11 protein-coding genes are annotated in these 12981 nt (G+C 50.0%); 7 read left to right on the top strand and 4 right to left on the bottom strand.

Features of this window, described 5'->3' with window-relative positions:
* The first annotated feature begins 335 nt into the window (after window positions 1-335).
* From J1785_RS10410 to J1785_RS10400, 3 genes are all read left to right on the top strand, one after another.
* Window positions 336-1682 (top strand): extracellular solute-binding protein, encoded by a 1347-nt coding sequence (locus J1785_RS10410; protein ID WP_217138571.1) that lies wholly within the window; start codon window positions 336-338, stop codon window positions 1680-1682.
* A 98-nt stretch (window positions 1683-1780) separates the two neighbouring features.
* Window positions 1781-2653, top strand: coding sequence for a carbohydrate ABC transporter permease (locus tag J1785_RS10405; RefSeq protein WP_217219363.1), 873 nt, complete (start codon window positions 1781-1783; stop codon window positions 2651-2653).
* Window positions 2653-3468 (top strand): carbohydrate ABC transporter permease, encoded by an 816-nt coding sequence (locus J1785_RS10400; RefSeq protein ID WP_217219362.1) that lies wholly within the window; start codon window positions 2653-2655, stop codon window positions 3466-3468. The genes J1785_RS10405 and J1785_RS10400 overlap by 1 nt, the downstream gene beginning before the upstream one ends.
* 91 nt (window positions 3469-3559) lie before the next feature.
* Here the strand turns inward: J1785_RS10400 and J1785_RS10395 are convergent, their stop codons facing one another.
* Both J1785_RS10395 and msrB read right to left on the bottom strand, forming a co-directional pair.
* Window positions 3560-3832, bottom strand: a complete 273-nt coding sequence (locus J1785_RS10395; protein WP_129951136.1) for a YeaC family protein — start codon at window positions 3830-3832, stop codon at window positions 3560-3562.
* A gap of 95 nt (window positions 3833-3927) precedes the next feature.
* Window positions 3928-4341, bottom strand: coding sequence for a peptide-methionine (R)-S-oxide reductase MsrB (gene msrB / locus J1785_RS10390; RefSeq protein WP_217159392.1), 414 nt, complete (start codon window positions 4339-4341; stop codon window positions 3928-3930).
* A 350-nt stretch (window positions 4342-4691) separates the two neighbouring features.
* Between msrB and gapA the strand changes: the two genes are divergently transcribed.
* Complete coding sequence (gene gapA / locus J1785_RS10385) at window positions 4692-5690, top strand: glyceraldehyde-3-phosphate dehydrogenase (RefSeq protein WP_013575362.1); 999 nt, start codon at window positions 4692-4694, stop codon at window positions 5688-5690.
* 166 nt (window positions 5691-5856) lie between these two features.
* The gene (locus J1785_RS10380; RefSeq protein ID WP_129951134.1) at window positions 5857-6726 is read left to right on the top strand and encodes a D-hexose-6-phosphate mutarotase; all 870 of its coding nucleotides are present in this window, start codon (window positions 5857-5859) and stop codon (window positions 6724-6726) included.
* 82 nt (window positions 6727-6808) lie between these two features.
* Here the strand turns inward: J1785_RS10380 and J1785_RS10375 are convergent, their stop codons facing one another.
* Together J1785_RS10375 and J1785_RS10370 are read right to left on the bottom strand one after the other, a co-directional pair.
* Complete coding sequence (locus tag J1785_RS10375) at window positions 6809-7663, bottom strand: aldo/keto reductase (RefSeq protein ID WP_217219361.1); 855 nt, start codon at window positions 7661-7663, stop codon at window positions 6809-6811.
* Between the two features lie 110 nt (window positions 7664-7773).
* The gene (locus J1785_RS10370; protein WP_217219360.1) at window positions 7774-8523 is read right to left on the bottom strand and encodes a MipA/OmpV family protein; all 750 of its coding nucleotides are present in this window, start codon (window positions 8521-8523) and stop codon (window positions 7774-7776) included.
* 527 nt (window positions 8524-9050) lie between these two features.
* On the opposite strand from J1785_RS10370, the gene yeaG reads away from it, so the two are divergent.
* Together yeaG and J1785_RS10360 are read left to right on the top strand one after the other, a co-directional pair.
* Window positions 9051-10985 carry a protein kinase YeaG gene (yeaG, locus tag J1785_RS10365; protein WP_129951131.1) on the top strand — a complete coding sequence of 645 codons (1935 nt, stop codon included), beginning with the start codon at window positions 9051-9053 and terminating at the stop codon, window positions 10983-10985.
* 34 nt (window positions 10986-11019) lie between these two features.
* On the top strand, window positions 11020-12294 hold the full coding sequence (locus J1785_RS10360) for a YeaH/YhbH family protein (RefSeq protein ID WP_015697207.1): 1275 nt from the start codon (window positions 11020-11022) through the stop codon (window positions 12292-12294).
* Window positions 12295-12981: the final 687 nt, after the last annotated feature.

Here is a 12981-nt window from a genome sequence, read left to right as displayed (position 1 = left end):
ACCATAAATTTATCCTATGACTGACAATAAGTTAGCTTGAAAACCACTGTTCAGTATATTCATATGAATTTCTCACTGACATTTAAAATAATTACGCTGCAGTGAGCATATCGTACAGTGTTTAACCGCATGATTTAGCCCTAACAGCAGTGATTAATCTGGTTTTAAATCGGTCACAAGTCATACGAAAAGCTGTTTGACTTTATTTTATGATTAAAGTAAGTATTGATAGTCGGGTGAATTTTGAGTCAAAACATCATGCAAAGTGCCGGATGTGCCTTTGCCGCCAAAGAAAGGGATGCCTGTTTGTGTTGGATTGAGAGGAACGCACCACCATGTCTAAAGCCTTGCATGCACCACATCTTCATCACACCGTCGGCAATCGTGCGCCACGCGCCCTGCTTTCACTGCTGGCTCTCTCCCTCGGACTGAGTATTCTGCCGGCACAGGCCGGGACAATCGCTGCCTGGGATATCTATAACTACCCTTCGCAAACTGAGGTCATTGATCAGGCCATCAAAGATTTCGAGGCCCGGAATCCGGGTGAGAAAATCACCCGCAGTGTTCACTCCTTTGACGACACGCGCATTCCGCTGAAGCTGGCGCTTTCCTCCGGCGAAGGCCCGCAGGTGGCACAGGTTAACCAGGGCGGCGGTGACATGGGGGCTCTGGTCAAAGAGAAGTTGCTTTTTCCCATGGACGCCTACGCCAAGCAGTACGGCTGGGAAACGCGTTTTCCGAGTTCGATCCTCAAACGCAACCGTTGGTCTGATACACAAGACTTTGGCAGCGGTCATCTTTATGGCGTAGCCAGCCTCGGCGAAATGGTGGGTTTGTACTACAACAAAGCCGTGCTGGATAAAGCCGGAATACCGGTACCTAAAACTATGCCGGAGTTTGAAGCCGCGCTGGCCAGGTTAAAACAACAAGGCACCGTGCCCATCATGCTGGGTCTGCTCGATGGTTCTGTGGGTGCACAGTTGCTTTCAACCCTCTGGGAAGAGCAAATTGAAAGCAGCGATCGCAAAACGCTGGACGATCTGATTTATGACGTGGGAGGTTCGTTTAAAGACAGCAAGCTGGTAAAAGCCGCTCAAATCATGAAGGACTGGAATGCCCAAGGCTATTTCTTCCCGGGTTATCAGGGGATGGGTCGCGATGATGCCGCTTCACTGTTTCAGAATGGCCAGGCCGCCTTTTTCATCAGTGGCACCTGGTACATGGGGCAGTTTAAACCGAATAAAGACATTCATTTCTCGGCAATGCCTGCCGTGCCAGGCGTAAAAGCACCGCTGATGGTGGGCGGAACTGATTTACCGTTCTCTATTACAGTCACCGCCAAAACCAAAGCGCAGCAGGACACTGCGGCGAAATACATTAATTACATTGTTTCTGACAAGGTTGCCGAAGCCTGGCTTAAAGCCGGTTTCCTGCCCGCCTCGGCAGATAAAAATGCCAAACTTCCCGCTGACAATCCGCTGCTGGCCGACGTGTACCAAGTCTGGACTACCGTCAATGCTAATGACGGACTGGGCCATTATGTCGACTGGGCAACGCCGACCATGGGTGACGTATTGAATGCCAACGTGCAACAACTGCTGGCCGGACGCATAACACCTCAGCAATTGACTGAAAAGCTTGACGAAAATTACCAGCAATACCTTAAAACCCTAAAGCATTAAGGCGAAAAGACAGCCCAAAATGTGACAACAGGCTAACGGGCCTGTTGTCACCTCAGTAAAGCAGAAGGTCATGATGAGGGTAACCATGAGGCATATCCATGCTCAATAAATCAATGCTGCAAAATATGCTTTTTGTTTTGCCGTCGCTGCTGATCTACGGCGTATTTCTGCTGGCACCGCTGCTGTTTTCAATCTGGGCGAGTTTTACTGCCTGGGATGGAACCTCGTGGCCCGTATTCATCGGCATACAGAATTTTGTTCGTATGTTTTCCGATGCAACATTCTGGACTTCCATTGCTAACAACGCCCTGCTGCTGCTGTTTTACACGCTTTGCCCGATAGTCATTGGCCTCGCGCTGTGCAGTTTCCTCAACGATACCCGTCACCACGTTGAGCGCAGCATGCTGCGTATTCTGTTTTTCCTGCCCTATATCATGCCAATGGCGGTGCTGGGTGTGGTGTGGCGCTGGCTGTACAACCCGGCATTTGGCCCGATCGATCAATTGCTGCGCGCCGTCGGACAGCCACAACTCGCCTTAGCCTGGCTGGGCGATTTTAACTGGGCGCTGCCTGCGGTGGGCTTCGTCGCAACCTGGTATTTTTTTGGCTTCTGCCTGGTGCTGTTCATGGCTGGTTTGCAACGCATGGATCCCTCACTGCTTGAGGCGGCGGAACTTGACGGCTCAAGCCGCCGGCAGAAATTCATGCGCATTACGCTGCCGGCCCTAAAACCGGAAATCCGCGTCGCGCTGCTGTTGACAGTGATCGCGGGCATCAAATCCTTCGACCTGGTCTACGTCATGACCCATGGCGGGCCTGGTACTTCGACTCTGGTCACTAATATTTATATGTATCAACAAGGTTTTGACTTACGCCATTTTGGTTATGCCTCCGCTGTGGCGATTATCGGTATGGTGATGGTGTTTATTCTAAATGGATTCATCCATCTGGCACTCAGGGAGCGTCGTTAATGCGTAGCACTTCTCTTTTCTCACGCAGTGTGATTTGGCTGATAGCAATAATGACTATTCTGCCCTTTTTGCTGGCCCTGATGACCTCTTTCAAGACCCAGGCAGAACTGTTTCAGGGAGCCTTCACCCTGCCGGGCAGCCTGCAACTCGGCAACTATCTTTCCGCCTGGCGGGAAGGTCATTTTAATGTTTACTTTCTGAATTCAGTGATTGTGGTCATTCCGGTGATCGTCATCAGCATTTTGGCCGGGATTTTGTCGGGATTTGGTTTTGCTTTTTTGCGCCTGCCGGGGAAAAAATTCCTGGCATTTTTGCTGGGGCTGGGCATGGTCTTACCTTCGGAAGCTTTTATTATTCCGCTTTATCATGAGTTGCACTGGATGGGCATGACAAACACTTATCTGGCGCTGATTATTCCGCAGGTTGCGCTTTCGATCCCCTTCAGCACGCTAATGGTCGCCACTGCGTTCCAGCAGGTGCCGAAAGAGCTGGTCGAAGCGGCTGTGATGGACGGTTCGAGCCGCAGCAAGATTTTGTGGGGGATATTGGTACCGGCTATCTGGCCAACGCTGTCAACGCTGTCGCTGTTACTGTTTATCTGGACCTGGAACGAGTTTCTGATCCCGCTGATCCTGGTCAATAAAGATGAACTGCGCACTTTGCCGATCGGCATGATGTTTTTCCAGAATAAAAACACCTTAAATATTCCGGAACTGATGGCCGGTGCCATGATTGCTATTCTGCCCATCGTGGCGGTATTTCTGGCATTTCAGCGCAAATTTATCAGCGGCGTGACGGAAGGTGCCGTCAAATAGAGCCAATATCTTCCCGCTGCCTTAAAAAATTCATCCTTAAAGGCGCTCATCTGCGCCTTTTTTCAGTCACCCCCTTTCGCTAGCAGGGCACTCACTCAGGCTTAAGCTTAATCAGCATATCCTGCGCGAATTGCTGTTTCAGTTCCTGCTTGCTTTTCGTAACGATCTGCCCGTCCGTGCCAATGCTCATATGCTGGGCATCAACATTGTGACGCGACTGGTACAGCATTACGGCCTGCAGGCTGTGTTCTTTCTGTTGCGGTGTCAGTGCGACACCATCGGGCCATTTCCCGAGTTCGACAGCCAGAGCGAGGCGTGCATAAATTTCCGGCGTCATCACATCAATAAGTTGATTAATTTCCATCTGGGCACCTCGTTTTCGTGCGCGATTATTCATACGGTTTGAATAATAGCTGAATCGATTTTGTCGGTTAGATTACATCACCATTTTCATACGCATTAACCGGCGGTTTTATCGCCGCTTTTGCCATCAGTGAAGCTCATTGAAGCAGAGTTTATGCAGTAACGCTCACCCGTCGGCTTCGGGCCATCCGGGAAAACATGTCCCAAATGGGCCCCGCAGCAGGTGCAGCGGATTTCAATACGCGCCATATTATGCGAATTATCAGTGAGATAATTTATCGCATCCGGGTGAACGGGTTGATAAAAACTTGGCCAGCCACATCCGGAATCGTATTTGGTATCAGAGTAGAACAAGGCTGAGTCACAGACCACGCAATGATAAATCCCTTCGCGGCGGTTGTGCAGCAGCTTGCCGGTGAACGGGGGTTCAGTGCCGCGTTTCTGTGTGACATAACGTTGTGTTTCAGTGAGTTGTTCGAGTGTAGAGGAAGATTTAGTTTCTATGCCCATAGTTTTCGTTCTCTGACGAATATAAAAATCAACGTAAATAACAGTTTATAATAACAAAAAATTAACAACGAGTCTGTCTGTTTTGTCCTAAACTGTATGGCATCAGCGTTAGCCAGCTTACAACTTGTGATGGCGATCACACTCTTGTTCATCCGGCTCTTTATATTCTGTTTTTCGCCCCCATGTGGTTGTGAGCCGATTAAAAAACCGGAACGTGCAATAAGCGAGCAGCAGTAGGTCGTCGCTTTGACTTACAGCAATAATTGACACGATTCCGCTTGACGCTCAGCAAGGTTTTTGTAATTTTACAACCAACCTTTTATTCACTAAAAAAATAGCTGGTGGAATATATGACTATCAAAGTAGGTATCAACGGTTTTGGCCGTATCGGTCGCATTGTTTTCCGTGCTGCTCAAGAACGTTCTGACATCGAGATCGTAGCAATCAACGATCTGTTAGACGCGGACTACATGGCATACATGCTGAAGTACGACTCAACTCATGGTCGTTTCAACGGTACTGTTGAAGTTAAAGACGGTCACCTGGTTGTTAATGGCAAAACCATCCGTGTTACCGCTGAGCGTGATCCAGCTAACCTGAAATGGAACGAAGTTAACGTTGACGTTGTAGCTGAAGCGACAGGTTTGTTCCTGGATGATGCAACTGCGCGTAAACACATCACTGCGGGCGCTAAGAAAGTTGTTCTGACTGGTCCTTCTAAAGACAACACGCCAATGTTCGTTATGGGTGTTAACCATAAAGAATACGCAGGTCAGGAAATTGTTTCTAACGCATCTTGCACCACTAACTGCCTGGCACCACTGGCTAAAGTTATCAACGACAACTTCGGTATCGTTGAAGCGCTGATGACCACCGTGCATGCAACTACCGCAACACAGAAAACTGTCGATGGCCCGTCTCACAAAGACTGGCGCGGCGGCCGCGGCGCATCCCAGAACATCATCCCTTCTTCTACCGGTGCAGCTAAAGCTGTAGGTAAAGTAATCCCGGCTCTGAACGGTAAACTGACAGGTATGGCGTTCCGCGTTCCTACTCCTAACGTTTCTGTTGTTGACCTGACTGCACGTCTGGAAAAACCAGCTTCTTACAAAGAAATCTGCGCAGTAATCAAAGCAGCTTCTGAAGCAGGCGATCTGAAAGGCGTTCTGGGTTACACCGAAGACGACGTAGTATCTACCGACTTCAACGGCGAAAAACTGACTTCCGTATTCGATGCGAAAGCAGGTATCGCGCTGAACGACAACTTTGTGAAACTGGTTTCCTGGTACGATAACGAAACTGGCTACTCAAACAAAGTATTGGATCTGATCGCTCACGTTTCCAAATAATTGGTAATGTGGATGAACTGATTGAAGGGCGACGCAAGTCGCCCTTTTGCTTTCTGTCGGATGCACTTTTTTATCAGCACATGAGTGCGATCAAACAGACAGGTTTGGTTCATGTGTAGTCTTGGTTCAAAATCGAAATTGTTTAACCCTGACAGGACTTTAGATAATGACAGAACAACTCTTTTCTCTTCCGGTCGTAAATCAGATCTCTACCTCCGTCAGCCAGCGTCTTATCGACGAACTGCCGGTGCTCGTGGTTACCCATCCTAAAGTACGTGCTGCGATTGCCCTGCAAGGCGCGCATCTGCTGTCATGGCAGCCTGAAGGCGAAGCACCTGTACTGTGGATGAGCAGCGCCAGTGCGTTCAAAGAAGGCGTCGCGATTCGTGGCGGTATTCCCATTTGCTGGCCGTGGTTTGGTCCGGCAGGCAAACCTTCCCACGGTTTCGCGCGTAACGTGGCATGGGAACTGACTGATCATCAGGAAACGGCTGAAGGTGTAGTACTGACTTTAACGCTGAAAAGCTCCCCTGAAACGCTGGAGTTGTGGCCGCATGAGTTCACGCTGACCGCACGCTTCACACTCGGCTCAACCTGCCATATCGAGCTGGAATCTACCGGTGATTTCGAAGCCAACAGCGCCCTGCACACTTATTTCAACATTGGTGATATCGCCGGTGTCAGCATCAAAGGTCTGGGCAACAGCTTTATCGATAAAGTCGATGGCGCAAAAGCCAAGCAGGAAGAAGGTGACCTGACCTTCACGGGCCAGACTGACCGCATCTATACCCAGCCACAAGCCACCAGCGAAATCGTTGATCCGGTTCTGAAACGTACGCTGGTTGTTGCGCATGAAAATAATGCTGATGTAGTGGCCTGGAACCCGGGTTCAGCACTCTCGGTGAGCATGGCTGATATGCCGGATGATGGGTATAAAACCATGGTGTGTGTGGAAACAGCGCAGGTTTCCCAGACACATAAATCAACACATGCTGCCCCGGCGCGTCTGGCGGTGACCTTCTCAATCCGGAAATAACCGGTTTGTGGGGGTAATCAAGACGAAAAAGGGGCAATTTTGCCCCTTTTTGTCGTCAGATGATTGATATGAAGGGCTGATGTCAGACCATGTCCAGCGGCGTTTTATGATCCGGTGCCGGAAACGCTGTGTCAATTCGCGCGATTTCATCTTCCGTCAGGCTGAGTGTCAGCGCCGCCGCATTATCTTTCACATGTTGTGGTTGCACCGCTTTAGGAATGGCGATCACGTTACCCGTGCGTATTACCCAGGCCAGTGCAATCTGTGCACCGCTGACACCCCGTGTTTTGGCGATTTCCTGCATCACCGGCGCCGTCAGAACGTCATGACGTAACTTTCCGGCCTGTGCCAGCGGGCAATAGGCCATAACAGGAACGCCGTGCTCCTCACACCACGGCAGCAGGTCAAACTCAATGCCACGGGCTGCCGCGTGATACAGCACCTGATTGGTCATGCATGCATTGCCTCCGGGGATTTTCCACAGCGCCTGCATATCGTCAGTATCAAGATTAGAGACACCCCAGCGCCGGATTTTGCCGGATTGCTGCAATTTTTCCATCGCCGCAACAGTGTCATGTAGCGGAATCGAACCACGCCAGTGCAACAGATACAGGTCTAGACAATCTGTTTTTAAACGCTTCAGACTTTGCTCACAGGCAGCGATCGCTTTCGCGCCACCGGCATGATGCGGATACACTTTTGATACCAGAAACACCTCATCACGCCGCCCGGATATCGCTTCACCGACCACCCTTTCCGCGCCGCCATCCGCGTACATTTCTGCGGTGTCGATCAGCGTCATACCGGCATCCAGCCCCTGCTGCAAGGCCTTCACTTCGGCACGGAGATCACTGTTTCGTTCCCCCATATACCAGGTCCCTTGTCCGATTGCGGGTATTGTCGTGCCATCAGGCAACTGCACGGTTTTCGCTTTCATCTGTTTCCTCCGGTTGGGTCATGGGTGAAAAGCCCGTTGAACCATAAATGTGCAAATGGGGCGAATCGCCCCATTACTGTGCACCTCACTCACCAGAACAGTGCATCAGATCAGAAGGTGTAAGTCACTCCCGTCCACAGTACGCCTGTCCATTCTTTTTCAATGATCGGGCTGTCAGTCACTTCACTGGACAGGCGCAGGTAGCGGCCGGTCACGAATCCTTGCCAGTCAGGCGTGAAGTTATATTTAGCGGAAACTTCGACGTACGGGCTAAAGCTGTCGCCCGGGGAATAGCTTTCGAAGCCACTGCGACGGGATTCGTCTTTGGTGACGCCATAATAATACGCATTGAGATTCGAGCTGAACCAGGTCACGCCAAAGCCCGGCACCACAGCCCAGTTAGCCCCTTTAATCGCATACAGATAACCCAGATCAGCGGTCATGCCGTTGCTGGTGTCAAGCGTATCGGCATTAAAGCTGGCGCGGACAGTCCCCCACTCAGCGTTATGCGAATAAGCCAGACCAGCCATCAGTGTTGAGTGACGTTTATCAAGTCGCTTCATGCGCTTATCATCGCTGTCACTTGGGTCGAAGCTTAATGGAAAGTAGCTGCCGGTGATGCTGAGTTTGTTGACGTCATCATTCCACAAGTAATAACCCGCCATCAGGGTGTGGAAGTAGAAGTCATCATTGTCGTAGTTGATGATCGGCACCGGGTAAACATGATCGTTATTCCCACGATACGGATCAGGGGCAACTAACGCTGAAGCACCCAGCTGCCAGGTCCCTGCAACGGCAACATGACTGCAAAACACTGCCGCGCCGGCGAGTGACAGTGTTTTAAGATTAATCATTTTCATTGTCTTAATTCCATTAAGTAAAAAATCATCGCTAGTTTAAATGAACCGTAAACGTCGCGCTTAGCAATTTTCGGCCTATAAAAAGACATCTCCGGAAAAACCGGGGCGATCGCACAATTTAACTGCAAAATATGAAATAAAAATGACTAAAGAAACACCTTCCGCTCTGCAGAGCACGTCCTGCAAGGCTTTTCAGAGCATTCCTGATAACTGAGTCATTGATATGACTTAAAAAACGCCAAAACCATAGAGGAAATTTTCTTAATGCCAAACTACGCTTATAAATAGATGAAAGACTTAGCCTGAACGGTTGCCCGTCCCACCGGGTCTGACAGTAAACATATCATCGCGACTGTCAGCTTTGAAGGGGTTCTGCAAGTTGGCATAAGGGTTGCTGTATTCAGGTGGAAGATCTTTCTTCCGGGGGCGCTGAAAAAAGCTCTCATTTACCTGTGCGTTACCCGAGTCATTGAAGTTGCGCTAACGCTTCAAGAACCAAGGGTAAAATAACGAAGGACGGGCATCGTATGAACATATTTGACCACTATCGCCAGCGCTATGAGGCTGCCAAGGACGAAGAGTTCACACTGCAGGAATTTCTTACCATTGCACGGCAAGATCGCAGTGCTTATGTCAATGCGGCGGAACGTCTGTTGATGGCAATCGGTGAACCAGTGATGGTAGATACCGCGCTTGAACCACGCCTGTCGCGTTTATTCTCGAACCGTGTTGTTGCACGTTACCCTGCATTTGAAGAATTTTACGGCATGGAAGAGGCTATCGAACAGATTGTCTCCTACCTGAAACACGCCGCGCAGGGTCTGGAAGAAAAGAAACAAATCCTCTATTTACTGGGCCCGGTGGGTGGCGGTAAATCGTCCCTGGCCGAACGGCTGAAATCCCTGATGCAACGCGTACCGATTTACGTGCTGAGCGCCAACGGCGAACGCAGCCCGGTAAACGACCATCCGCTGTGCCTGTTTAACCCGCAGGAAGATGCGCATATTCTGGAAAAAGAATACAACATTCCTCCGCGCTATCTCGGCACCATCATGTCGCCCTGGGCGGCAAAACGTCTGCATGAATTCGGGGGCGACATCACGAAGTTTAAAGTCGTGAAAGTCTGGCCGTCGATTCTCGAACAAATCGCCATCGCTAAAACGGAACCGGGCGATGAAAACAACCAGGACATTTCCGCGCTGGTCGGGAAAGTGGATATCCGTAAACTGGAAAACCACGCGCAAAACGATCCGGATGCTTACGGTTATTCCGGTGCATTATGCCGCGCAAACCAGGGTTTAATGGAATTCGTCGAAATGTTTAAGGCACCGATTAAAGTGCTGCATCCGTTACTGACGGCGACTCAGGAAGGTAACTATAACGGTACGGAGGGGATCTCCGCCCTGCCGTTCAATGGCATTATTCTGGCGCACTCCAACGAATCTGAATGGGTGACGTTCCGTAACAACAAGAATAATGAAGCGTTCCTTGACCGTGTATACATCGTCAAAGTGCCATACTGCCTGCGTGTTTCTGAAGAGATGAAAATCTACGATAAACTGCTCAGCAATAGTGAGCTCTCGCATGCCCCTTGCGCACCGGGAACCCTGGAAACGCTCGCGCGCTTTTCGATTCTCTCGCGTCTGAAAACACCAGAAAACTCCAGCAGCTATTCCAAAATGCGGGTGTATGACGGTGAAAGCCTGAAAGATACCGATCCGAAAGCCAAGTCCTATCAGGAATACCGCGATTATGCGGGCGTGGACGAAGGCATGAACGGGCTGTCGACACGTTTTGCATTTAAAATTCTCTCCCGTGTTTTCAACTTTGACCATGCCGAAGTGGCCGCCAACCCGGTTCATCTGTTCTACGTGCTGGAACAGCAAATCGAGCGTGAACAGTTCCCGCAGGATATCGCCGAGAAATATCTGGAGCACCTGAAAGGTTATCTGATCCCAAAATACGCTGAGTTTATCGGCAAAGAGATCCAGACCGCTTATCTTGAGTCCTACTCAGAATACGGACAAAACATTTTCGACCGTTATGTCACGTACGCTGACTTCTGGATCCAGGATCAGGAATACCGCGATCCGGATACCGGACAACTCTTTGATCGTGAATCGCTGAATGCCGAGCTGGAGAAAATTGAAAAACCGGCCGGGATCAGTAATCCAAAAGATTTCCGTAACGAAATCGTCAACTTCGTGCTGCGTGCCCGCGCTAATAACAGCGGCCGCAATCCAAACTGGACCAGTTACGAAAAACTGCGCACGGTGATTGAGAAAAAAATGTTCTCAAATACCGAGGAATTACTGCCAGTTATCTCGTTTAACGCCAAGACGTCGACTGATGAACAGAAAAAACATGATGATTTTGTCGACAGAATGATGGAGAAAGGATACACACGTAAACAGGTCCGCCTGCTGTGTGAATGGTACCTGCGCGTGAGAAAATCCTCATAACAGAAGATCGTTGGCAACGTCGTTTGGGGGAAATATGACGTATTTTATTGACCGCCGGCTGAATGGCAAAAATAAAAGCGCGGTGAACCGCCAGCGCTTTTTGCGCCGCTATAAGTCGCAAATCAAACAGTCGATTGCCGAGGCCATCAACAAGCGTTCGGTTACCGACGTGGATAGCGGGGAATCAGTTTCGATCCCCAATTCCGATATCAACGAGCCCATGTTTCATCAGGGTCGCGGTGGCTTGCGCCACCGTGTTCATCCCGGCAACGACCACTTTGTACAGAATGACCGCATCGAACGGCCGCAGGGGGGCGGTGGCGGCGGCAGTGGTCAGGGCGATGCCAGCAAGGATGGTGAAGGCGAAGATGAGTTTTCATTCCAGATTTCAAAGGACGAATATCTCGATCTGCTGTTTGAAGATCTGGCGCTGCCTAACCTGAGAAAAAACCAGCATAAACAGCTGAATGAATTTAAAACCCACCGCTCCGGTTATACGTCTAACGGCGTACCGGCTAATATCAGTGTGGTGCGCTCTTTGCAAAACTCGCTGGCCCGCCGTACGGCGATGACCGCGGGTAAAAAACGGGAGCTGCGTGAGCTGGAATCGACGCTGACCGAGGTCGAGCACAGCGAACCGGCACAATTACTGGAAGAAGAACGGTTGCGCAAAGAGATTGCTGAGCTGCGGGCAAAAATCGCCAAAACGCCGTTTATCGATACCTTTGATTTGCGCTACCGAAACTATGAACGTCGCCCCGAGCCTTCCAGCCAGGCGGTGATGTTCTGTCTGATGGATGTCTCCGGTTCGATGGATCAGGCAACCAAGGACATGGCCAAGCGTTTCTATATCCTGCTCTATCTGTTCCTGAGCCGGACGTATAAGAACGTTGACGTGGTCTATATCCGTCACCATACACAAGCTAAAGAAGTGGATGAACAGGAGTTCTTCTACTCGCAGGAGACCGGCGGCACCATCGTGTCGAGTGCCCTGAAACTGATGGATGAAGTCATTCAGGAACGCTACGACCCGGCGCAGTGGAATATTTATGCCGCGCAGGCCTCCGATGGCGATAACTGGGCTGACGACTCCCCGCTCTGCCACCAGCTTCTGGCACAGAAGATCCTGCCGATGGTGCGTTATTACAGCTATATCGAAATCACCCGCCGCGCCCACCAGACGCTGTGGCGTGAATACGAAGTGCTACAGGAGAAATTCGATAATTTCGCCATGCAGCATATCCGTGAACAGGAAGATATTTATCCGGTATTCAGGGAGCTCTTTCATAAGCAAGTTCAAGACCGCTGATGTTTAGCCTTTAAAACAGCTGGTTAAGTGGCATTATCCAGCTGTTTTCCCTCTTCCCAAGCGCTTTCCCTTTTCAATCAGAGCAGATATTTACCCTTCATTCTGGGGAAGCGCTTTTCTCTGCAAAATCTTTTCTTACGATTCCCTGTGAGGCCATGACGTGTATGAGGGAAAATTTTACGTCCTTGTAAGCACATTCTGCTGCTAACTAGATGCATCATATAAAGGATCTTTAACCCCATTGCCAGCCCACTGCGCTTCACTCGCCAGAGACTTATTTAGATTCAGGCACTCATCGCCCCCAGACTGCGCAACATTTTGAACAACTCCAGCAGTTTCTTAGCACCAACTGAATTTTAAATATTTATAGCTAACAATTTCCGATTATTTTGATATGTGGGGCGCTTACAGATCGTCTTTGCCCGTCAGTAAGTCACCTACAGATGCTTTTACAGACTGAAAAATAAAACTGAGCTTTTGCGAAGCCTTTGACACGGACACGGCAGCGAAATGGATGAAGCATTACCCCGGCGGCCTGATGTTTGCCGAGTAATCACACCCTCATCCCCGGCCAGCGCCGGGAGTTTTTTATTTTAACGCTAGGGTGTCGGGGCATGGCCAACTGGCGGTGGCCACAAAAGATTTCCTGTCCGGTTGCTGAAGCATATCCAGACCACCGCCAAAGAT

The organism is Rahnella perminowiae (genome assembly GCF_019049755.1).
In the GTDB taxonomy this organism is placed as follows: Bacteria; Pseudomonadota; Gammaproteobacteria; order Enterobacterales; family Enterobacteriaceae; genus Rahnella; species Rahnella perminowiae.
Note: the sequence above shows the minus strand (reverse complement) of the source record. Positions and strands in the feature narration are given on the sequence as shown.